21 protein-coding genes are annotated in these 22,453 nt (G+C 60.9%); 8 read left to right on the top strand and 13 right to left on the bottom strand.

Annotated features, from left to right (window positions below):
• Nucleotides 1–202 precede the first annotated feature (202 nt).
• From ABH944_RS15465 to pdxR, 4 genes are all read right to left on the bottom strand, one after another.
• Nucleotides 203–484, bottom strand: a complete 282-nt coding sequence (locus tag ABH944_RS15465) for a hypothetical protein (RefSeq protein WP_404607542.1) — start codon at nt 482–484, stop codon at nt 203–205.
• Nucleotides 484–924 (bottom strand): hypothetical protein, encoded by a 441-nt coding sequence (locus ABH944_RS15460; RefSeq protein ID WP_404607544.1) that lies wholly within the window; start codon nt 922–924, stop codon nt 484–486. The genes ABH944_RS15465 and ABH944_RS15460 overlap by 1 nt, the downstream gene beginning before the upstream one ends.
• Nucleotides 915–1,337 carry a hypothetical protein gene (locus ABH944_RS15455; protein WP_404607545.1) on the bottom strand — a complete coding sequence of 141 codons (423 nt, stop codon included), beginning with the start codon at nt 1,335–1,337 and terminating at the stop codon, nt 915–917. The genes ABH944_RS15460 and ABH944_RS15455 overlap by 10 nt, the downstream gene beginning before the upstream one ends.
• A 261-nt stretch (nt 1,338–1,598) precedes the next feature.
• Nucleotides 1,599–3,080: a MocR-like pyridoxine biosynthesis transcription factor PdxR gene (pdxR, locus tag ABH944_RS15450; RefSeq protein ID WP_404607739.1), complete on the bottom strand. Its 1,482-nt coding sequence runs from the start codon at nt 3,078–3,080 to the stop codon at nt 1,599–1,601.
• A 189-nt stretch (nt 3,081–3,269) separates the two neighbouring features.
• Here pdxR and ABH944_RS15445 point away from each other — a divergent pair, with 189 nt between their 5' ends.
• Entirely contained in the window at nt 3,270–3,992 is a 723-nt protein-coding gene (locus ABH944_RS15445) for a GNAT family N-acetyltransferase (protein WP_404607547.1), read from the top strand.
• Between the two features lie 264 nt (nt 3,993–4,256).
• Nucleotides 4,257–5,879: a gamma-glutamyltransferase gene (ggt, locus tag ABH944_RS15440; RefSeq protein ID WP_404607740.1), complete on the top strand. Its 1,623-nt coding sequence runs from the start codon at nt 4,257–4,259 to the stop codon at nt 5,877–5,879.
• Nucleotides 5,880–5,986: 107 nt separating this feature from the next.
• Here ggt and ABH944_RS15435 read toward each other — a convergent pair whose 3' ends face one another.
• The 3 genes from ABH944_RS15435 to ABH944_RS15425 all read right to left on the bottom strand — a co-directional run bounded on the left by ABH944_RS15435 (nt 5,987) and on the right by ABH944_RS15425 (nt 10,447).
• Entirely contained in the window at nt 5,987–7,288 is a 1,302-nt protein-coding gene (locus ABH944_RS15435) for a UDP-N-acetylglucosamine 1-carboxyvinyltransferase (RefSeq protein WP_404607548.1), read from the bottom strand.
• 140 nt (nt 7,289–7,428) lie between these two features.
• Nucleotides 7,429–9,138, bottom strand: a complete 1,710-nt coding sequence (locus tag ABH944_RS15430; RefSeq protein ID WP_472975133.1) for a porin — start codon at nt 9,136–9,138, stop codon at nt 7,429–7,431.
• Between the two features lie 559 nt (nt 9,139–9,697).
• Entirely contained in the window at nt 9,698–10,447 is a 750-nt protein-coding gene (locus ABH944_RS15425; protein ID WP_404607552.1) for a hypothetical protein, read from the bottom strand.
• Nucleotides 10,448–10,814: 367 nt separating this feature from the next.
• Between ABH944_RS15425 and ABH944_RS15420 the strand changes: the two genes are divergently transcribed.
• Nucleotides 10,815–11,084: a DUF4148 domain-containing protein gene (locus ABH944_RS15420; RefSeq protein ID WP_404607553.1), complete on the top strand. Its 270-nt coding sequence runs from the start codon at nt 10,815–10,817 to the stop codon at nt 11,082–11,084.
• A 138-nt stretch (nt 11,085–11,222) separates the two neighbouring features.
• A complete protein-coding gene (locus ABH944_RS15415) occupies nt 11,223–11,471 on the top strand; it encodes a hypothetical protein (RefSeq protein WP_404607555.1) in 249 nt (82 codons plus the stop codon).
• Nucleotides 11,472–11,596: 125 nt separating this feature from the next.
• On the opposite strand, the gene ABH944_RS15410 is transcribed toward ABH944_RS15415, so the two are convergent.
• A complete protein-coding gene (locus tag ABH944_RS15410; RefSeq protein ID WP_404607557.1) occupies nt 11,597–12,169 on the bottom strand; it encodes a TetR/AcrR family transcriptional regulator in 573 nt (190 codons plus the stop codon).
• A 129-nt stretch (nt 12,170–12,298) separates the two neighbouring features.
• Between ABH944_RS15410 and ABH944_RS15405 the strand changes: the two genes are divergently transcribed.
• Complete coding sequence (locus ABH944_RS15405; protein WP_404607558.1) at nt 12,299–13,504, top strand: MFS transporter; 1,206 nt, start codon at nt 12,299–12,301, stop codon at nt 13,502–13,504.
• Between the two features lie 21 nt (nt 13,505–13,525).
• Here the strand turns inward: ABH944_RS15405 and ABH944_RS15400 are convergent, their stop codons facing one another.
• Entirely contained in the window at nt 13,526–14,767 is a 1,242-nt protein-coding gene (locus tag ABH944_RS15400) for an MFS transporter (RefSeq protein ID WP_404607560.1), read from the bottom strand.
• A 4-nt stretch (nt 14,768–14,771) separates the two neighbouring features.
• Nucleotides 14,772–15,725 carry a helix-turn-helix domain-containing protein gene (locus ABH944_RS15395; RefSeq protein WP_404607562.1) on the bottom strand — a complete coding sequence of 318 codons (954 nt, stop codon included), beginning with the start codon at nt 15,723–15,725 and terminating at the stop codon, nt 14,772–14,774.
• A 210-nt stretch (nt 15,726–15,935) separates the two neighbouring features.
• On the opposite strand from ABH944_RS15395, the gene ABH944_RS15390 reads away from it, so the two are divergent.
• Both ABH944_RS15390 and ABH944_RS15385 read left to right on the top strand, forming a co-directional pair.
• Nucleotides 15,936–16,817 (top strand): NAD(P)H-binding protein, encoded by an 882-nt coding sequence (locus ABH944_RS15390; protein ID WP_404607564.1) that lies wholly within the window; start codon nt 15,936–15,938, stop codon nt 16,815–16,817.
• A gap of 48 nt (nt 16,818–16,865) precedes the next feature.
• Nucleotides 16,866–17,009, top strand: a complete 144-nt coding sequence (locus ABH944_RS15385; protein ID WP_404607565.1) for a hypothetical protein — start codon at nt 16,866–16,868, stop codon at nt 17,007–17,009.
• A gap of 24 nt (nt 17,010–17,033) precedes the next feature.
• Here ABH944_RS15385 and ABH944_RS15380 read toward each other — a convergent pair whose 3' ends face one another.
• Nucleotides 17,034–19,154 carry a 2Fe-2S iron-sulfur cluster-binding protein gene (locus tag ABH944_RS15380; RefSeq protein WP_404607567.1) on the bottom strand — a complete coding sequence of 707 codons (2,121 nt, stop codon included), beginning with the start codon at nt 19,152–19,154 and terminating at the stop codon, nt 17,034–17,036.
• 42 nt (nt 19,155–19,196) lie between these two features.
• Nucleotides 19,197–19,847: a glutathione S-transferase family protein gene (locus tag ABH944_RS15375; protein WP_404607568.1), complete on the bottom strand. Its 651-nt coding sequence runs from the start codon at nt 19,845–19,847 to the stop codon at nt 19,197–19,199.
• A 115-nt stretch (nt 19,848–19,962) separates the two neighbouring features.
• Between ABH944_RS15375 and ABH944_RS15370 the strand changes: the two genes are divergently transcribed.
• Nucleotides 19,963–20,874 (top strand): LysR family transcriptional regulator, encoded by a 912-nt coding sequence (locus tag ABH944_RS15370; RefSeq protein ID WP_404607570.1) that lies wholly within the window; start codon nt 19,963–19,965, stop codon nt 20,872–20,874.
• 56 nt (nt 20,875–20,930) lie between these two features.
• Here ABH944_RS15370 and ABH944_RS15365 read toward each other — a convergent pair whose 3' ends face one another.
• Complete coding sequence (locus ABH944_RS15365; protein ID WP_404607571.1) at nt 20,931–22,166, bottom strand: acyl-CoA dehydrogenase family protein; 1,236 nt, start codon at nt 22,164–22,166, stop codon at nt 20,931–20,933.
• Nucleotides 22,167–22,453: the final 287 nt, after the last annotated feature.

Here is a 22,453-nt window from a genome sequence, read left to right as displayed (position 1 = left end):
CAGGTTTTTTTGCTCCCGATGGCGGAGGGCCTTGGTTCATTCCTGGGTGTTAGCGGGCGGAGGTCTGTGCGCCAAGTACCACATATCCAAGCCCGCTCACGCGCTACATCGAACCCCAAGCACCGCCAAACATGTCCGAGCGCTTACCACAGGCCCCGCTACGCTGTCGCAAATAAAAGCACGAGACACGGGGGGCCTTGCTTTAATCGTTTGGCGGCCCATCCTTTGATTCGGGGTCTTCTGTTACCACGATAAGCGGGCTTAGCCGGTGTTGACGCGTTGCCAACAGCTTGAACGCGACCCCGCCGATTAGCCGCGCGAATTCGTCGTCAAGCCTGAACCCAATATCATTCAACGGCCAGTCCATTACAAGCGCCTTGTTCATCATCGGCAGGACGGCCGCGCGATCTACGGTACGAGTCGTGATTTTTTGACCGTCTTCATCGTAAGCAATCAGCACACAAACCGCATTTTTTTCACTCATCACAAAATCCCCTTTCCGGTTACGCAACGCGCCAAGCGTTGTGAAGCTCGATCCGAACACATACCCCAAGATGATTTTTGCATCGAGTAGTAGGCGCTACACTCAGCCATATCCAGGTTGTATTGAAACATGCATTCCGCTTCCTCGGCGGGGGTCAAAAAGACCCCTGCGATGGTCTCACTCACTTGTGACGCCGCGCTCTTGACGTACTCAAACGGCGCGGCGTTGCCCAGCGGCGGTGTCGCGCTGCGACCGTTTGTTACTTCGCCAAGGTCGAATCGTGGATTCTGTGCTGGTATCGAGGACGCGACCGACGCGAGCAAGGCCGATGCAGCGCGGGCGGCTCTGTTTCTCGCGGCTGCTTCTGCCATCGTTTCGATTGGTTTTGGAATGCCGGCCTTACTCAAACTCGCGGTGCGCTGGCGCTTCTCTATTGCCAAGTCTCTGCGCGCCGCTCGGCGTGATATTGCTTCCTCCATGCCTCATAGTCCAGCGGTGGCGCGGATCGTCTTTGCTCGCGCAATGGTGGGTCAAGCGTAAAACCGCCGTTCTCGAAAACGTCAGTGGTCGCGCCGTTTTCTTCGGAAACAATCACCGCGCCATCTCGCACGTAAGCGAGCAATGTTTGAAGCGTCTCCCGTGCGGGCTTCGGGTTCCTCGAATACCACGAAAACCCCTTCTGCAAGAACGATTCGACGCGCGCCACCAGCGCCGCGTTCGATTCCCAAACGACCATATCGGCGTGCATCAACATAGCGCGTCCGGCGTTGCTTTTCTCGGCGTTATCGGTGAAGCTTCGCCCCTTGCACAGCACGTACCGATAGCCGTTGTAGCGTGTCAATTCGGCTGTCATCCTTTCGTGTCTCCCTTGATTGCAACGGATCCCCGCTAACGCATTTTTCCGCGCACTCATCTCAATAAAGCGGCGGGTGCGCGGTCGATATCGTTCAGAGGGTTTGCAGAAACGCTTGGAAGCGCCGCTCGCGAATTATTTTGTGATCCTTAATAAATGAGACCACTCGTCCCGATCACTAACACCGAAATCGGCAAGCCGGCACGGACCTCAACCACCACGCCGCAAGCCGCATCCGACTGCCACGAGCAACAACAGACTCTAAACCTTCACCCCCCGCACGAGCCTGGCCAGAAGCCGGACCAAAGGCTCGAACAACTCCGCCGATGTATTCCCATACCCAAGCACGAGGCCGTTGTCCTCGGGCTTGGGCTGCAGCGCAAAACTGGATAACGGAGCGGGCGCCATACCATGCTGCCGAGCTGCATCGGCAATCTCGCGGTCGGGGTAACACGCCGGCAGCCGTACCGTGAGGTGCAAGCCGCAATACCCGCCTTCAATCACATGCATCATTGGCAAGTGCCGGGTCAGCGCTTCTCTCAACGCGTACTGCCGGTCGCGGTACAAACGCCGCATGCGACCCAGATGCCGGCTGAACTGGCCGCTCTCAATGAACTCGGCCAGTGCAAGCTGTTCATGACGGTGACCGCCTCGCAACATGTCGTCCAGAGGCGCGCGCATCTGCGCCACCAGTGTTTCCGGCAGCACAAGAAACCCCAGGCGTAACGACGGAAACATCGTCTTGCTGAACGTGCCCACGTACAGCACGGGCGCCTGCGCCACCAAACCCTGCATGGCGCCAATAGGCTCGCCCGCGTGGCGGAATTCGCTGTCGTAGTCGTCTTCGATGATCCACGTCCCATGGTGCTGTGCCTTCGCGATCAGCTCAAGGCGCCGCGCGACGGTCAGCACCGCGCCCGCGGGATACTGATGCGAAGGCGTGGTGTAGATCAGCCGCGGCGGCTGCGTTTTCCAGCCGTTTTCATCGGCGATCAGGCCATCGGCATCAACGCGCATGGGCACGATGTGCAGGTCGCCCGCGCGCATTGCAGCCTTCGCTCCGCGATAACCCGGATCTTCGATCCACGCCGTATCGCCGGCATTGGTCAGCAAACGCACGCACAGCGACAGCGCTTCCTGCGCACCTTCGGTGATGACGACCTGTGCCGGATCGCATCGCACCCCCCGGGCGATGCCCAGATGCCGGGCAATGGACGCACGCAGCGCCGGCTCACCCGGAGGATCGCCATAACCGAGAGCCGACGGCCCAGCGTTTCGAATCGCACGGTCGATCGCACGGCGCCACGCGGCCAGCGGGAAATGCGACAAGGCCGGCACACCAGGGCGCAATGCGGCGTTCCCGTCGGCGGCCGGCGCGGAGGCTTGAATGCGCGTCAGCCGCTGCGAGGTGGCCGGCGCCGCAGGCGCCTGGCGCTTGCCGTGCGGTGGCGCCGGGCGCGACAGAGTCGCTACCCGGGTGCCTTGCCGGTCAGGTTGCACATAGCCCTCTGCCGCCAGCAGGTCGTAGGCGGCGGTCACGGTGTTACGGGAAATCGACAGCGCCTCAGCCAGCGCGCGCGAACCGGGCAGGCGGCTGCCCGGCGCGAGGTGGCCGCCGAGGATTGCTTCCTTGAAGCGATGGTGCAACTGGCGTTGCATGGGCGCCGCGCCGGGCCCTTTGGCGAGCGGCGCTTCGAGCAGGGTCTGCGGCACGGGCGAGGAAGCAGCGGTAGTCATGCGCATCATGAGCGGAATGGGGAAGTGCACGCCAGCAAGCGGAGCCGCGAGCGTGGAGCCATGAAAAATATGGAATGTGGCACTTTTTAAGGTTCCATGATGCGCGTACGTTAGCACATGCTTCGCTTGCGTTTTGCGTGAACCCCTGCTTTATGTCCCACCCTGTGCCCCCGCCCCATGCTGCAAGGAACCGTTATGCCCAGCACCCTGAATCAGTATCAGCAACCCGTTGGCGAGTCCATGCCCCACTGGACCGCGCGCGTGCATCCGCCGCGCGATCCCATCGAAGGGCAGTATTGCCGGCTGGAGCCGCTCGAGCCGCACCACGCAGTGGACCTCTTCGCCGTCTTTAGCGAAGCCCCGGATGGCCGCGACTGGACCTACATGCCGGTCGGCCCGTTCGACGACGCCGCGAGCTATCGCGAGTATGTCGAACGGGCCGCGGTGAGTCCCGACCCCCAGCACTATGCGGTCATCGACCTGAAGAGGGGAACTGCAACCGGCACCCTCGCGCTGATGCGGATCGACCGGGGCAATGGCGTGATTGAAGTGGGCAACGTGGCGTTCTCGCCGCTGCTCAAACGCACGCCGATCTCAACGGAAGCCCAATACCTGTTGATGAAATATGCATTCGACGAACTCGGCTACCGCCGTTACGAATGGAAGTGCGATGCATTGAACGCACCTTCGCGGCAAGCGGCGGCGCGGCTCGGTTTCCAGTTCGAAGGCATCTTCCGGCAAGCCGTGCTCTACAAGGGGCGAACACGGGATACCGCGTGGTTTTCCGTCATCGACGCCGAATGGCCCACCGTACGCGCCGCATTCGAACAATGGCTCGCGCCGGAGAACTTCGATCCGGAAGGGCAGCAGCGCAAGTCGCTGACCGGCCTGCGCGCTCAGCTCTCCCAGGCAGGCTAGGCCGGGTTTTTCTACTGCGGCTTTTGCGGGTTCCCGTTTGTAATCTTTGTTGGTATCGTGCGCGGTGACCTGGCGGCCCGTTTTAAACGGGACGCCAGGTCACCGCTGCACCAGCGCTCTCTCGCTCCCCTCATTTATTCAGCAACGGACATTCAAACAATGAAATTCGATCGTCTAGCTCAGTCGCTTCTCGCGGCGGCGCTCGCCCTTTGCTATGCCGGGGCCCAGGCCGCTTCACAAGCCCCCGTCGCCGCCGAGAACGGCATGGTCGTCACAGCCCAGCATCTCGCCACGCGCATTGGCGTCGACGTGCTCAAGGACGGCGGCAACGCAGTCGATGCGGCCGTTGCTGTCGGCTATGCACTCGCCGTGGTTTACCCTGCGGCTGGCAATATCGGCGGTGGCGGTTTCATGACGATCCAGCTCGCCGACGGCCGCCGGACCTTCCTCGACTTCCGCGAAAAAGCGCCGCTGGCGGCGACCGCGAACATGTACCTGGACAAGGACGGCAACGTGATCCCGGGCCTGAGCACCAAGGGCTACCTGGCGGTCGGCGTGCCGGGTACGGTATCCGGCATGGAAATGGCGCTGATGAAATACGGCACGATGAAGCGCGCCGATCTCATCGCCCCGGCGATCAAATATGCTCAGGAAGGCTTCGTGCTCGACCAGGGCGACGTTGATATCCTCGGGACCGCCACGGAAGACTTCAAGAAGGACCCGAACGGCTCCGGCTCGATCTTCCTGAACCACGGCGAACCGTTCCAGGTGGGCCAGCGGCTCGTGCAAAAGGACCTGGCGAAGACCCTGCGCGAGATCAGCACCAAGGGTCCCGACGGCTTCTATAAAGGCTGGGTAGCCAATGCGCTGGTTTCATCGACGCAAGCCGGCAAGGGCATCATCACGCAGGCCGATCTGGACCAGTACAAGACGCGCGAACTCGCGCCGGTCGAGTGCGATTATCGCGGTTACCACGTGGTCTCGGCGCCGCCGCCGAGCTCGGGGGGAGTCGCTATCTGCGAAATCATGAATATCCTCGAGGGTTATCCGATGCAAAGCCTCGGCTTCCGTTCAGCCCAGGCCATGCAGTACCAGATCGAGGCAATGCGCCACGCTTATGTGGACCGCAACAGCTATCTGGGTGACCCCGATTTCGTGAAGAACCCGCTGGACCGTCTGCTCGACAAGGACTACGCGGCCAAGATCCGGGCTGCAATCGATCCGCACAAGGCGGGGGTGTCGCAGGAAATCAAGCCGGGCGTGGCTCCTCATGAAGGCACGAACACGACGCACTATTCGATCGTCGACAAATGGGGCAACGCGGTTTCGGTGACCTATACGCTCAATGACTGGTTCGGCTCGGGCGTGATGGCGAACAAGACGGGCGTGATGCTCAACGACGAGATGGACGACTTCACCTCGAAGGTCGGTGTGCCGAACATGTACGGGCTGGTGCAGGGCGAGGCCAACGCTATTGGCCCGGGCCGGCGCCCGTTGTCGTCCATGAGCCCGACGATTGTCACGAAGGACGGCAAGACCGTGATGGTGGTTGGTACGCCGGGCGGCAGCCGCATCATTACCGCTACGCTTCTGACCATGCTTAACGTGATCGACTACGGCATGAACATTCAGGAAGCCGTGGATGCACCGCGTTTTCATCAGCAATGGCTGCCGGAAACGACGAATCTCGAACGCTTCACGCTGAGCCCCGACACGCAGAAGATCCTGGAAGGATGGGGTCAGAAGTTCTCGGGTCCGCAACCGGCCAACCACGTAGCGGCAATTCTGGTGGGTGCGCCGTCGCTGGGTGGCAAGCCGGTCGGCAAGAATCGTTTCTATGGCGCGAACGATCCGCGTCGTAACTCGGGACTCGCGCTCGGCTATTGATGGTTTGATGCACACGAAGACGTGCCGGCGAGTGTTTTATTATCGCCGGCACGGTTTGCGCCTCAAGGCGTCGCGGCTACCGGCCGCGACGCCTTTTTACCCTTCAGTCACTCGCTGCTGGTCCACTCCACGTCCGCACCGACCGAGCGCAGGTTTTCCACGAAGCGCGGGTGTGCACGGCGGATCGGAAGTGCATTGATGATCTCCGAACGCCCCTTGATGCTCGCCGCGACCATCAGCAGCGCGATCGCCACGCGGATGATGTACGGGCTCTCCACTTTCGCGGGACTCAACGGCAGGCCGCCGAACGTGATCAGCCGGTGCGGGTCCGACAGGAACACGTGCGCGCCGAACTTCGACAATTCGACCGACCACCCCATTGCGCCGTCATAGACCTTGTTCCAGAACATGGCGCTGCCTTCGGCTTTCACGCCGAGCGCAATGAAAATGGGCAGCAGGTCGACCGGCAGATATGGCCAGGGCGCGGCTTCCACCTTGGTGAGAATGTTCTGCGTGAACGGCCGGCGCACGCGCAATGGACCGTCCTGGAACGCGCGGGACCAGCCGTCCTTATGCTCCACATTTACGCCGAACTTCGCGAAGGTCCTGTCGATTAACGGGAACTGGTCGGGGGCGGTATTCCTCACCGCGATGTTGCCGCCGGTGATTGCCCCGAGCGCGAGGAAGGTCGCGATTTCGTGGAAGTCCTCGCTAAAGCGAAACTCGCCGCCGCTCAGCTTGCGGCCGCCCGTGACGCTCAGACGCGACGTGCCAATGCCATCGATTTCCACGCCTAGCAGCGCGAGGAAGCGGCAAAACTCCTGCACGTGCGGTTCCGATGCCGCGTTGACCAGCGTCGACGTACCGTTCGCCGCCGCCGCGCAAAGCGCAAAGTTCTCGGTGGTAGTGACCGAGGCATAGTCCAGCCAGTGATGATTCGCCGTCATCTGGGTAGCGGCTCGCACGATCAGCGAGTCGGTCGTGCGTTCGACCTTAGCGCCAAAACGCTCGAATACCTCTACATGGGGGTCGATTTCGCGAACCCCCAGCGTGCAGCCCTTGACGTCGTTCTCCAGCCGCGCCACGCCGAAACGCGCGAGCAAGGGTGGCACGAGCATGATGGAAGAGCGCATTTCCTCGGGCAGATGATGCGCGACGGGGTCGAAGGTCGTTGCGTGATGATGCAGCTCGAGGATGCCGGTGGAAAAGTCCATCGACACGTTGCTGCCGAGCGTACGGAAAATTTCGAGGATCTTTTTGACGTCGGTGATTTCAGGGACGCCGATAAGGCGCAGCGGCTGATCAGTCAGCAGCGTGGCGCAAAGGATGGGGAGGACAGCGTTTTTATTGGCGGACGGCGTGATCTCCCCGCGTAGGGGAACGCCGCCATGTACGATCAGATTCGACATGTTCGCAAGAGGCTCGTGGAAGAAGCGAGGGAATAATGATGCCACCGTGCAGGGCGCATAGGTGGCGGGTGTGGCTAATTTAGCACGGCGCCAAGGGGCGCGATCCATTGGGCCTGGCGCTTGCCGCAAGAGACTCCAGCCTAGAATTTATAATCAAGGCCGACGGAAACCCCCATGATTCTTCCTCCCGCATAGCAGAAGGGTGCGCCCTGCGAGATCGAACTGCCGTCGTGGCAGTCTGCCGTTACCGCTCGCCCCCCTGCGCCGAGATCGTAGTGAGCCAGGGCCTGGTTGATCGTGATGGCGTAATCGGCATAAACGGTGGTGTGTTTGTCCACGGCATGCCTGTACATGGCCGTGAACATATTGGCTCCGTTCGACGGGTTGGCGTTCCCCAGGACACCAGGATCCGCCGGCGCGGTATTGTGCTGGCCAGGATCGCCCGGCGTCGAGTTCGCATAAGCCCACCCGATGCTGGCACTGTCCTTCGGTGTGAACTCCTGCGTCAGCGCGAGCCAGAAGCCATTGCGGCTGCGCTCGTTCTGAATCTGCAGATAGGCGGGAACGTTCCTGCGCAATACTTCGTAGATTGCGCTCAAGGTCGTTTTGGTGGCCAGGGTATATTGCGCGCCGACTTTGAACGCCCATTCGTTACCAATATCGTTCGGGTCGGTGCCGTCGGGTGATGCCAATGCTGCAGGGCTTGTTGTGACATCGCTGGAGCGGTTCACACCCTGGTGCAATTCGTAGGCGGTGGTGAAATAAAGCGGGCCGTTTGTATATGCGAGGTTCGCGCTATATGCCGAGCCGTAACCGCCGTCGTTACAGGCGATCGGCGTACCGCCGCTTCCGGGAACATCGCCTCCCGTACAGCTCGATTCCCCCGCAGCCTGAACCGAATTTTCATAACCACGGTTCTGGCCGGGCGACACCAATGCGTTGAAGTTCCAGCCGTGGAACGTGGGCGATTCATACCAGATTGCATGGTCAAGCCGCGTGCCGAATTCGACGCGATTGTCCCCGCCGGTGTTGCCCATGATCGCGGAGTAGTCTCCGATTGTCCCCGAGAAAGGATTCATGCGTGCTGTGGACGTCTTGTATGGGGCGTCCGTCTTGCCGATCTTCAATGCGCCCCAGGACGTGGACGCAATACCAATGAAGCTGTTGCGCGATGTCAGCGCTCCCTTGACGCTTGAATCCTGCGCGGAATTCGAATTTGCCGTGCCGGCCGTCGCCGAGATATCCAGTTGTGTCTCCAGCTGATAGACAAACGCGAGACTCTTATCCGATCCAAACGGCTGTTTGCCGCGTACGCCAACGTAAGAAAGGTTGGTGGAGATATCAGGTTGCCAGCCCAGGTGACCCGCTGGAAAAACTCGTTCGCCGCCTGGTGTCGTGTATTCGCTTTTGAGACCCTTCGTGAGGTAATCCACCGAGAGATCAAGGTTTCCATAAAATTCCATGTTGCCGAGCGCCGCGAGCAGAGACCGCAAACGTGGCGGCATGCTGGCGCCCCACGAGTTAGATCCGTCATCTGCCGATGCTGTCTGGGTGCCCGTTGGCGCCGCCGTAGCGCCGGCTGCCACAGAAGACGTGTTTGGAATAGTTGACGCGGTTGCCGGGCGAGATGCCCCAGTGTCGGTAGCGGTAGCGGACCGGGCCTGTCGGGCGGAAAGCTCGTCCAGTTTTCTTGTCAGCGCGTCCATTTGTTGGCGCAACAATTGGATTTGTCTTGCCTGGTCGTCCGCGGGAAGCGCCTGCGCGAGCGCTTTCTCCGAAAGGCCTCCGCTGCCGGTGGCAAGGAGAATGATTGGCGCGGCCGCCAGAAGTGAATTGCGTCTATTCTTCATTGTCGTCTCAAATTAATAGTTATGCTTATTAAAATATTTACTTGGCTTCGTGACGCTAAAACCTCCTCGAAGGATCAGGTGTCAGATTGATTCAGCGGGACGTTTCCAAACCGGATTTCCAAGCTGGATACATCGATCGGGTCACGCAAGGAACGCATGGCCCAGGCAGTGCGTGGACGTTCCAATTCATCTCGATGGGAATGACATCGGGATGAATTGAAATCAGTTCGTAAATATTACGATTCCCGAAGTAAATGTGAAGGTAAGGAAATTTTTAGGATAGTTAAATGAATTTATGGTAACCATACCCAATGGTGAATCTGTATTGCGTGGAGGAGGCCCGGTGTGTAAGCGGAACTAATCTGATATTATTTGTTAAAAGATTTGGAATGCTATTAAAATGAATATGAAGGAGAGCGCTAAGTATCAGCTAAGAAGACACTAAGTATCGGCTAAGTATTGTAGGTGATTTAAACCGACGCAAGCCACGGGGCGGGTAGTGGATTTTATGAAAATCACCTGACGCGGATGCATGAGGACATGCATCCGCAGGGAAGTGTCAGGCATCGAGCGATGTGTTGCGGAGACCTCGACGCTCGACTCGATTGCGCAGCTGGCCCGCGACCAGGGCACCAACGACCAGTGACACATAGAGCGTCAGGAGATCGTGACGCCAGGCATCCAGCGCGACCTGGTGTGCAAGCAGCTTGGGATCGGGCGCTGGAAGGATCGGACGCATCTTCTCGACGGTCCGGGTCATGTGAAGAAAACCGGCCGCAGACAGCAGCGGCAATCCAGCGAGCACCGCGATCAGCGCGGGCTTTGCGCGGCGCACGGGATCGTAGTGGCCAAACCGTATCCAGAGTCCGAGGCTACCATGTACCCAGCCCGGCGCGAGCAGCGCAAGTTGCAAGCCCTGAGTGCCGCTTGAGATCAGCGTGACCACGATCTTTTCATAGTCCGGTTCGAAGCCGTAGAGCGAGGCAGCAAGGCGGGTCGCAACCACATGGCGGATGAGCAGGAGAGGCAGGCTGAGTCCCGCCCAGATGCGGATCCATTCGGTAGCCGGCAGCACCCAGCGGCGGCGTCCGTAGATTGTGCGCAGCGCCAGCGAAAAATGAAGCGCGGCCGAACCATAGAGCAAGATCGTGCCGGGCGTGCTGTGCCACAGCCTGATGGCAAGCGTGAGACCGTGTCCCGCCAGGTCCAGCGACCAGATTCCGAGCGCGTGATTGACCAGATGGAGGAAAAGATAGGTCAGCAGCACCACGCCTGAGCCAATCTGCGCATGACGCAAAATTGATTGCATCTCCATTCCTCTTGATGTCGAACGCGGACAGGGTTTCATTAAACAACGACTTCATCCAGACGTGCAGGGATCAGCAAAAAATATTCACGCGCACGGGTGTATATCCGACCTGACAGTAATACCCGCGGCCGTGCGGTTTTATTCCCGCTCGCCGGAAATCGATAAAAAGAGGTGCCTTGAGATTGACGGAGCGACGGGGTAACGGGGTGACGGGAATAAACCGCACTTGACCGTAGTTATATGAGTGTGCGTCTGACTGATTTATCCAGGACCTTGAAATCCTTGAATTATCTCCGACGCAACAATCCGATGCATTCAATTCAGTGAATATGATCGGCATTCCTAAGTTAATGAAATGGAGATTGTCATGAAATACCTCACGTTAGCTGTTACTGGCGCGCTGATCGCCGTCGCTTCGCAGGCGTATGCAGGAGAGTACGACACGGCCAAGGGGACCCCGGGCGATAACAGCACCATGGCGTCCCAAGCGGATTCGGTGCCCGCGCAGCCGGCAGCACCCATGAAGAGCAACGCTGCGCCCGTTGGGAAGACCCGCGCGGAGGTCTACGATGAACTGATGCGCGCCAAGCAGGATGGCTCGCTCGACCGCTTGAACGCGCTTTACGGCGGTGGCTGAGCCCACGTTCCCGGCAGGTCGGGCACGATGCACCCAGCCTTTTGCCGGGTACAAGGCCCGTGGAATATTCCGGTATGCGGATGAGCGCCGTGGTGTTTGTCGGCACCAGCCAGCAGTATCGGCATGAAGGAGACGGAGATGAACATAGCCGAGAAGTCCCTGCATTACCTCGTCGAAAAATGGCTGGCGCCCACCCCTGCGATGCGCATCCACGTGGTTCAATTCGGCCGCATGAGTCTGGACAACAGACGCTACGTGCGCATCGAGGCCTCGGCGCCAACGGGCTTACGCGCAATCTTTTTCTTTCGCCACGATGACGGTAACTGGTGCGTGTTCCCTCCTGCTATCTCACGGCCGGCAATGATGAGTTATCGGCTTGCAGCGTAAGAAGAGGATGGAAGATCATTCGATAAAGCGAGCGAGGCGGCGTGTGTGGATCATCAGGAAATCTCACGCATACCGCCCTGATCCGGAGAGGATTTAGCCAGGCCAGGCACCAACCGTGTGATTTTTCACGAGCCTTGCCGCGTCCGGTCCAGCAATACCGCCATACGGGTGCGGGCGAATGCGGGGTCGATCGGGAGATCGTCGAAGAGCAGGCGATAGATGAGCGGTGCGACCACCTGATCCATCACCGCGTGCACATCGGGCGGCGTTTCGCCTCGTTCGGCCGCCCGGTCCAGGATCATCCGGATCTGCGAGCGCGTGATGGCCGCGCACTGACAGGCGGGGCCGCGGGGATCGTTGCTTGCCAGCACGTCGCGTGTCATGGCGCGGCCGGGCGCCGACGACATCTCTTCCTGATACCCCTGCGCCCACGCTTCCAGATCGCTTCGCAGCGTGCCCGTGTCGGCCGGGCCGTTATCCGGATGAAAACGCTGCAGGGCGACATCGGCGAGAAGGCTCGGCAGGTCACCCCAGCGGCGGTAGATAGTCGACGGCGTTACCCCCGCGCGTGCCGCGACTTGCGGCACGGTGAGCTCCTCGCGCGGCATTTCATCCAGCAATGTCCTGACTGCCTGATGCACGGACTCCTGCACCCGCGCGCTCCGTCCACCGGGTCGCAACCCTTCTCTTGCTGCCATTGCCTGTCTCTCTCCGCCTTGTTCGTTCGTATCGATGAAACTCGTTAAAGCTAAAAATTTGCATTAACGAAGAACAACGCGCACAATTCACTAAAGCAATTATTTTGCGTTTATTTCCCGGAGTGTGCAATGGCTGTCAATACCGCCCCTCGTTTCACCCCTGACAGGACACGCCACGCGCTGCCGCTTTATGCGGTCATCGCGGCCATGTTTTTTGGCGCGTCGAGCGCGCCGACACCGCTTTACCGGCTGTATCAGGAGGCTTGGGGGTTCTCGTCGGCCACGTTGACGCTGGTATTTGCCGTCTACGCATTCAGCCTTCTGGTCGCGCTGCTGACGACGGGGTCGCTCTCCGATCACATTGGCCGGCGTCCGGCGATCATGGGTGGCGTGGCGCTCGAGGTCGTGGCCATGCTGGTTTTTGCCTGCGCCCACAGCGTCCAGATGCTGATCCTGGCGCGTGTGCTCCAGGGTTTTGCGACTGGTACGGCCACGAGCGCGCTGGGCGCGGCGATCCTGGATGCAAGCCGCACGCGCGGTGCGCTGGTCAACACGCTTTCGCCGATGCTCGGCATGGGGGTGGGCGCGCTTGGCACGAGCTTGCTGGTCGACTATGCGCCCGCGCCCATGCGGCTTGTGTACGTGTTGCTGGCCGTGGGGTTCGTGCTTCAGGCAGGGGGCGTGTGGATGCTGCCGGAGACGGTGAGCCGCAGTCCGGGGACGCTCGCTTCGCTGGTGCCGCGCGTGCGGGTGCCTCGTGCTGCGCGGGCGCCGATGTTGCGCATCGCACCGGTCAACGTTGCGGTATGGGCACTGGGCGGGTTCTACCTGTCGCTGGGGCCGACGCTGGCGCGTGCCGTGACAGGCGACAACGACGTCATGACGGGCGGCTGGGTCGTGTTCGCTTTGACGGGCGGCGGCCTGGGTGCCGTGCTGCTGTTGCGCGCGTTGAGCACGCCCCGGTTGCTGATGACGGGCGCGGTGGTGCTTGCGGCCGGATTGCTGGTGACGCTGGCCGGGGTGCACGCGGGCAACGCCGCGATCTTTTTTACCGGAACCATCCTGGCGGGCATGGGCTTTGGCTCGGCGTTTCAGGGCGCATTGCGCTCGGTCTTGCCGCTGGCCGAAGCGCACGAACGAGCGGGGCTGATGGCGGCGTTCTACGTGCTGAGTTATCTGGCGTTCAGCGTGCCGGCGATCATCGCGGGGACCATGGCCCATGTCGTCGGTTTGCGTCTGACTACCGATGTATACGGCATCACGATGGTGGCGCTGGCGGGGATGACCGCTGTCGCCAGTTCGCTGGAAAGCCGCCGGCGGATGGTCGGCGGGTGACGGGCTACCGCTCCCGATGCATCATCTGCGCGCGCGTCCGGGACTGAACCAATAGGCGAGTGCTCCAACAGTGAGCGGCACCGCGGTCACGACAAACAGCCTTGAATAAAGGTCCGCATTCGACACGCCCGTCAGTCGTGCCTCCTCTGCTATCGAGCCGAAGATGCTACTTGCCAGCGCCACACCCAAGAATACGAGGCTGTTCAACAAGCCCAATCCAAGCCCCAACTTGCCCGGCGCGATGATCGCCCGTGCCTGCGACATGACCAGCGGATGAATGCAGCCTACGGACAACAACAGGCAGATCGCAGCAATGCTGATAACCGGGCTTCGCTGCGGCATCGCCGCAAGCACGAGCGCCGCGAAGACGCCGGTCACCTGCCAGCAGAGAGACAACTGCTTGGGAGACCATCGCCGTATCAGGACCGGGATGCAGAACGATGCGCCTATGCCCGCAATACTCGTGACGGTCATTGCATTGCCGCGCGCGATGACGTCGAAACCGAATACGTCGGCCAGATACGGTCCGCCCCAGGACGTGCGAAATGTTCCGCCCACCGACATCGCCAGGCAAACCGGCATCAACGTCCACAATCCGCTCGTGCGGGCGGGAGTGATTACCGCTCCTGCCGAGGGTTGCGATTGCGGCACGTCAGGCGAAGGCTTTTCGTCTCGTCGACGCACGAAGAAGACAACGCCGAGCGTTGCCAGCAGCATCAGCATGGCCGACAACGCCATGATGGGACGCCAGCCAAAATTTGCTGTCGCCCAGCTTAACGGGAACGCCGCCAGCAGTCCTCCGGACATGCCAATAGCGCTCGCGGTGGTGATCGAGCGGACATCGCGCGGCCCCGCGCCATGACGCAGAACATGATTGAGCAGTCCCATGAAGACCGGCGCGCAACCCAGTCCGATCCCGGCCTGCGCGATGATGGCGAGACGCGGGTCGGTCGTGACCGACACAATCCCGGCGCTCAGCGTGCCCACACTCATCAGGACTGCTGTGGGATAACGCACGCCGTACCGGTCGAACATGAATCCAACCGGAATCTGTGCGGCGGCGAAGACAAGAAAGAACGCTCCGGAGAACCAGCCGAACATCTGAGGAGTGAAATGAAAATCCCCGATGAGCTGTGTCGAAATAACGGCCACATAGCTGCGGTAAAACTGGCTCAATACATAGCTGAACGTCAGCGCCCACAAACCGTAGTCGATTGATCGACCGGACGCGCGGTCAAGCGAAATTCCCGGAACATCGGTCATCGGCTCAACGCGAAAGCGATCGCTTATGCGTTGTAGCCGCTGTACTCACCAGATCCGGGCTGGTAAGGTGCATGGCCTGGCCACTGTCCTTCATGATCTCGCGCGGGGTCAGTCCGAGCAGCCGGTTCATCCAGTGCGCCATGTGGCTCTGATGGGAAAAGCCCGTTTCCAGTGCTACCTGGGCGGTACTAAGCTTGCCTTGCAACAGCAACGCCTTCGCGCGTTCAACGCGGCGCTGCACCACGTATCGATGCACCGGCACGCCAAGCGTCTCGCGAAACAGCACCTTGAAATGCGGCACGCTGAGCCGGGCCAGCGCGGCGAGTTCATCGAGCGTCAGCCGCTGGTCCAGATTGCTTTCAATGAAATCGATCACGCTCGTAGCCGTTCGCGGCGCCAACGTACGCCTCTTGCCTTCGAGGGTGGCAATGCTGGCGCCGGCGCCATTGCCGGCCAGCCGGACCACCATGGCTGTGCAGAGGCTTTCTGCAAAGAGCGGATCGGACGCGTCGCCGGCGTCGAGTTCCGCCTGCAGCGCCCACGCCAGATGCTGAAAACGCGGATCGCGCATTTGCAGTTGCGGACGGATCTCGGTAACGCCCGATTTCAGTTCCAGCTGTTCCAGCGTCTTGCGCGCGAACGACTCGCTGATCCAGATGCTGAGGATCTTGCAATCCGATTCGTCGGTCCATTGGCCTTCGAGTCCTGCGGGGATTACGTCGGCGTCGCCATGCGCCTGAACGCGTGCATAGCGACGTTGCTCGCACATGCAGCGCGCCATCACCGGCGGGCCGACATGCACGCCGATGCGGTGATGCGCCATGGCCGGAATCCTGTGCGTGCCCGCCGAAATACCGAGCAGCGCCGCACCGAAGCCGTTCCAGCCTCGACCGCTGCTGGAGCGCAAATTGACGCGGGAGCCCGAAAGCGGCATGGGCAATGGTGTCACGGCATTCATGGCAGGTCCTCGCTGAGCTGCAAGCGGATATTGTGCTGGGTTTTTCGCCAAGCTGCTCAATGTTGTAAAGGGGCGGCGCCGTGAGCCCAACGGTCTTGCGGCGGCGCCGCAAAACCGTCATCCGTATCTGCGCATGTCGATCCGTCCCTGCGCGCCAGGAACGTTCAAGCTCCCTACGATAACGACATCCAGACCAACAAGGAGTCGAATGTGTTCGTGATATTCGGAGCATCAGGCAAAGTAGGGCGCGTGAGCGCCGCGTCGCTTCGCAACGCAGGGCATGCGGTCAGGGCCGTGGTACGAAACGAAGCCCAGGGCGAGCAACTCGCGCGGATGGGCTGCGAGATCGCGCTTGCCGATCTGACGAACCCGGCATCGGTTGCAAGAGCCATAGAGGGTGCGGATGCAGTACAGATCCTGTGTCCGGTCCCGATGGGTGACGCACAGCCCGGCAGCACGATGCGTCGCATGATTGAAGTCGCAGCCGATGCACTGCGCGCCAATCCGCCCCCTCATGTACTCGCGCTGTCCGACTATGGCGCGGAGCTGGATGAGGGTTCAGGCATCACCCTGCTCTTCCATGTCCTTGAAAAACAGTTGCAGGCAGCGGTTCAGAACCTGACATTGTTGCGCGCGGCGGAACATATGCAGAACTGGGCACGCGTGATACCTGTTGCACTGGCAACGGGTAAGTTGCCGAGCCTGCATCATCCGTTGAGCAAACGCTTTCCGACAGTCGCGGCGCAGGACGTGGGGCAGCTCGCGGCAGACCTCTTGCCCGGGGAGCCGCGCGGGATAGTCAGCATTGAAGGTCTGCGGCGAGTCGCGGCGCTCGATGTCGCCCGCGCACTCAGCAATGCGAGCGGGCGCGAGATCAGTGCACATGAAGTACCGCGCAACGAATGGCCCGCCATGCTGCTGCGCGCCGGCCTTGGCGCAGACCATGCACAGCTCATTATCGATCTCTACGATACCCACAACGCGGGCCGCATTGACGTGGAAGAAGGAGTAGGCGAGCGCCGTTTCGGGACCACCGAATTCGCCGAGGTCACGGCTTCGATGCTGCCTGACAACGCAGCGGTGGTTAACTAGATGCGCCGTTCAACCTGGAAGAGCGCGACGCACTTCCGATCTTCGCCGATGGCATCCGCAACTCATGCACGCTGGATTACGCGTGCATGGCTGCTCGTTATCATCGGCCTTGCCGGACTCGTTGGCGGCTACCGGTTCCAGCGCGTATTAACCGCACTTCCCGATAGCAACGACGACTTCATTTTCTTCTGATTATTTGAGGCCCGCACGCCTCGCTCACAGGTCCAGTACGACGGTTGACTCTTCACCCGAACCCATCCTCGCGGGGATTGCGCTGCATATCAACGCATGTCCCGCCGGGATGTCCCCTTCGCACGGCACGGGATATGTCACATCTCCCGACAGCACCCGCGTCGCGCACGTACCGCATACGCCGGACCGGCAATTCGATGCAACCGCGACGCCGTTCGCTTCCGCAAAATCCAGCAGGCTTCCGTCTTCCGGGGACCATTGCACGTCGCGATGCGTACGCATGAATACGACCTTCGATGACCGCTCAGGATCGCGGGGAGCAACAGGTTTAGCGACAGTCAATGCCGGCGCAGCGCTTGCTGTCCGCTTGACACTCGCCGGTCCGAACGCCTCGAAACGAATCCGGTCGTCGGCTATGTTGAGCGAACGCAAGCCGCTGTACATGTCCTGCATGAACGCGCCGGGGCCGCACAGGTAAAAATCGTAATCGCCAAACGGCAACACGCTCTTGAGGTACGCAATATCAACCCGTCCGGCGGATGACTGCGCTCCGTGAGTAACATCACCCTGGCTCGCGCGCAGATGCACCGAGAGATTCGAATGCGCTTGCTCAGCCGCCTTAAGTTCGTCGGCGAACGGATGTTCTTCGGACCGGCGAGCACCGTGGATGAAATGAATGTGCTCGGGCTGTGCACGCCCGCTCTCGCCGGCGAGCAAGCTGTTCAGCATGGCGATCATCGGCGTAATGCCAATGCCGGCAGATAGCAGGACCACCGCGCGGCCACTTGTACGTTCAAGTACGAAGGCCCCGCCCGGCGCCTTGGCCTCGATCTCCATTCCTGCCTCGACGTGCTCATGCAGCCAGGTCGACGCCGCACCCTCGCGCTTTACCGTGATCCGATAGTGGCGGTCATTGTGGGCATCGGAGAGGGTATAGGTTCTTGTCAACGGCGCTGCGAGCCCTGGAACGTGCAACCGGATCGGCAGGAACTGGCCGGGCTCGTAAGCAGGAAGCGTCGATCCGTCAGCGGCTTGAAAATAAAACGACCGCACGCCGGGGGCTTCCTCGCTGACCTTGGTGACCTTCAACTTGCGCCACGCGTTCGTTGCCGCTTGCGTGATCTTCGGCTCATTCCAGCTTCCGAGCTTCGCAAGTTGCGGTGCATATTGCACGCCCGACCAGCGCATGGGCAACGCGCGCGCCGTGCGACGCACTTCACGCACACGCCACCGGATCAAGCGTTCGGCGCCGTCGAATGAATCGAGTTCCGGCCCTTCCCAAATGATCTCGGCATCCACGGCCAGATACAGCAGATCCCCGCTGTCGAAGTCGATCACGAGCAAGCCCGCGCGCGGATCGTGCATCAGGTTGCCGATGGTATTGAAGAACAGATTGCCGCTGAAATCCGGCGTGGTCAGCGTGTTGTCATCGTCGATGCGAATAAACCCCGGCTTGCCGCCACGATGCGATACGTCGGCACCACGTCCCATTCCCGCTTCGCTCGATGTGTTCGCACTGGCGACGAAGAACGTATCCGCCCGCGCAAGCAGCGCGCGGTCGGCATCGTTCAGACGATTCGAAACAACCGGCGGTTCCGACCGTGCTTGCGACCCTGCTTCCGACCCTTCTCCCACGCCACATTCGACAGGCGTACGGCTCTGGATGTACTTGGAGCAATTGCCGAAGCTCTGGCTTACCGCAACCGTGATCGCCTCGCCGTCGATGGCGGTGATGACACCATTCACACGATTGCGCCGGCGGGTGGCGGGCTGAATGCCGAGTCCACCGATGACCGATCCGACCTGCCACGTTTGGCCAAGGGGATCGCCTGCCAGACTACGTCCGGCTATACGCAGCGTGTGTTCATCCGGTGTCGAGATAAAACCCGGCGCGCCGGTTCGCAACGTGGCCCACGGCTGCCCCGTTTCGTCCACTCCACCGAGCACCATGAACGGCTGTTCCGCAAAGAACCTGCGATGCTGCTCGGGCATGTAGTCGCGAATCCCGCGACGCGCGTCGACATTCATCCGCTCGCGGACCCCCGCACGTTCCTGCGCGGCGAGTTCACCGGCATGGAACGGTGATTCCACAGCACGCCAGCCCGAAGGCGGCGCGGCAACAGGAGCGGGTGCGATAGCGGACATGATGTTCTCGATAGGGAACAGGAGCGTGTGCTGCAGGGAGTGTTACGTGGCCTCGGCGAGCAAACCCGCCTTGGTCACGGGCATTGGCACGAAACGCGGCAGCGCCTCGACGCGCTTCAGCCACGCACGCAAATGCGGGTACGGTTCCAACGAGATGCCGCCTTCGGGCGCATGAGCGATGTACGAATAGGCGGCGATATCCGCGATGGTCGGCGTCTGCCCGACCGCGAACGGCTTGTCGCGGAACTCGGGATCGATAACCGCGAAGAGGTCTTCCGCCATCTTCCTGGCTGTCTCGTAGTCCTTCGGTGCACCGAACACCGTGACCAGTCGCGCGGCACAAGGGCCATACGCAATCTTTCCGGCCGCCAAAGACAACCAGCGTTGCACGGCCGCCGCGCTGACAGGATCGTCCGGCAGCCACGACGCATCGCCGTACTTGCGGGCGAGATAGACAAGGATTGCGTTGGAGTCGGTCACGACAATATCGCCGTCTTCTATCACCGGTACTTCGCCGAACGGGTTCAGTGCCAGATGCGCCGGCTTGCGGTTATCCCCGGCTTTCATGTCGAGTTCGATCGTGATGAACGGCAGATCGAGTAGCGTCAGGAAAAGCTTCGCCCGATGCCCATGCCCGGACAGCAGCGTGGTGTGGAGGCGTATGGGCTGGAGAGGCTTGGGTAGTGTAGGCATGATGGACTCTGAAAGGTTTGAACCGGTGTTCCGATGAAGTCAGCATATAGCTCTGCACCACGCACGAGAAGACGGATAATGATGGTTAGACAATCCTCTTAAAGTGGACAATCCCATGACAAGCCTGAGCGCTGTTAACCTTAACCGGCTGGTGGTTTTCGCGGCGGTGGTCGAGGCGGGTTCGCTGACGGCCGCGGCTGACCGTCTCGGGATCGCGAAGACCATGGTCAGCACGCATATGCAGCGTCTGGAGGCCGAGGTCGGCGCGACCCTGCTCGTGCGCACCACGCGCCGGGTCAGCGTGACGGAGGCGGGCAGGACGTTCTACGAAGCAAGCCGGCAGATCCTGAGCGCGGCCGAGGATGCTATTTCCGCATTGGCGCAAGAGTCGGGCGTACTGCGGGGAACGCTGCGGGTCGCCACGCCTATCGACTATGGAGCGAGTGTCGTGGCGCCCACGCTCGTCGCGCTGCAGCAACGCCATCCGGAGCTCAGGATTGAACTCGTCTCGGCCGACCGTCAGGTGGATCTGGTTGCAGAAGGGGTGGATGTCGCAATCCGGCTTGGCCGGCTGGCGGACTCGAGTCACCGCGCGGTGAAGGTGGGCGGTTTCGTCAAATGGCTCGTCGCGAGTCCCGGATTTGTCGCCCGGTGGGGCAGACCGGCTACGCTTGAAGCGGTTGCGAAATTGCCCTTCGTCGCCATGTCCGCTTTACAGAAGCCGCTGGTTGCTCCGCTCGAAAGCACGCGCGGCGGGAAGCGGACCGTGCGCTTCAGTGCGGGTTTTTTCGCCGACACCGCTCCTACGTGCCGCGCAGCAACGCTGGCCGGCGGCGGCGTGGCTTACCTGACGAATTTCTCTATCGGAGAGGATGTGGCGGCGGGACGGCTGGTGCGGTTGCTGCCGGCGTGGTCATCGCCGCCCGCGGGCATTCACGCTATCTTTCCGTCGGCACGTTATCCGGCGCCGAAGGTGCGCGTGTTCATCGATGCGCTCAAGGCTCATCTCGAGGCGCAAGGAGGTTAGGCCTATACACCCTATGCCGAAGCCGGAGCATGCGCTTTGGTTGAGTGTTCCAGCGCTTACACCTTTCCTGGTCCCGCGCCAATCTGCCAGACGTAGATGGGTTCTTTCTGGTTGATCGACCAGTCGCCAACAAGTTTGGCCTTGTACACGATCGGGTTATGCGACGAGACCGCGCGTGCATTGCGCCAATGACGATCAAGCGCCTTGCCCCCGCCAATAGCCGATGCACCCAGCGCGTCGAAAAGATGAGTCGAGGCACGCAACGCAAGCTCTGTTACCGCGATCTGTCCTTTAGCCGACTCTATTTCAGCCTCGATATTGAAGCGTTTTTCAGCGTCGATATCATCGGCAAAATGCGCTTCATACGCCCGCTGCGCAGGTTCCGTTGCGCGCAACGCGATGGCTTCCGCGGCATACGCCCAGGCCGCAATCTCGCCGACCACTTGCTGGATCTGAACGTCCTGGCTGACACGCGGCGCATTGCCGTGGCTATAGATACGCTTGCGTGCACGTACTTCGGCTGCCGCGTCGAGCTCAGCCGCCCGGGCGATGCCGGCCAGCGTCGCCAGATGGAATAGTTGATAGAACGCTGTCTGATATTCAAAGCGCCGCGCGAAGTCAACAATATGACCCGGTTCCACCACCGCGTCCTTGAACACCGTGGTGCCGCTGCCCGTGGTGCGCTGACCGAAACCGTCCCAGTCGTCGCTTAACGTCACGCCTGGCTGCTTCGCAGCCACCGCGACAATCACGTCGCTGCCGTCTTCAGCGCGCTGCGCGTAAACGTCGACCCAGTCCGCGAAAATGCTCCCCGTGCTGTAGTACTTCTCGCCGTTCAGGACCCAGCGTTCCCCTTGCCTGGCTACTTTGGTGATGACACTGCCCAACGCCACATTGCCAACTTCTGTCCACGCATTGCCGAACAGGTCGCCGTGTACGAAGCGCGCGAACCACTGGTCGCGTTCAGCGCTGGCCGGTGCGTTGACTATGTCTTCGACGAAAGCGAAGTGACCACGTAGTGCCTGCGGAAGATTTGAATCGGCGGCGCCGAGTTCGATCAGCAAACGGAACAATTGCTTGATGGAGACGCCTGCACCGCCATGCGATACCGGCACACGCAGCGCGCCAAAACCTGCCTGCTTGAGCTCCGCGATCTGGTCGTAGGGCAGGGTCCTTTGCTGGTCGCGTTCAACGGCACCAGCGGCAATGCGTTCGAAGATGGGCCTGAAGCGGCTGGCGACACTGTCGTAATCCGCTCCAACCGATAGCGCGACAGGCGGCAGTTGTGTCATGTTGAAAATCCTTTGGTGCGATTGAAGAGCCGTTGAGGGCAAGCTGGCGCGAGCGTGCAGGTTTCTCAATCTAGCCCATCGGCTCCGCCCGCGTTAGATCGTTTTGCGCAATGCTTATCGATCCAGCGCGCATCGCGGCCGCCGCCTGACAGTGTTTTTTGCCGGGGCCTTTGTTTCGGCGTCGAGTTGCGTTATTACTGCTTGTTCAAGCCGGCCGCTGCGCGGTCAATTGATGAGTATTCCTTTTCATACCGGCATTGCCTGACTCGATACCTCGCTGCGACTGA

Origin of the sequence: Caballeronia udeis (assembly GCF_044909315.1) — a bacterium.
In the GTDB taxonomy this organism is placed as follows: domain Bacteria; phylum Pseudomonadota; class Gammaproteobacteria; order Burkholderiales; family Burkholderiaceae; genus Caballeronia; species Caballeronia udeis_A.
Note: the sequence above shows the minus strand (reverse complement) of the source record. Positions and strands in the feature narration are given on the sequence as shown.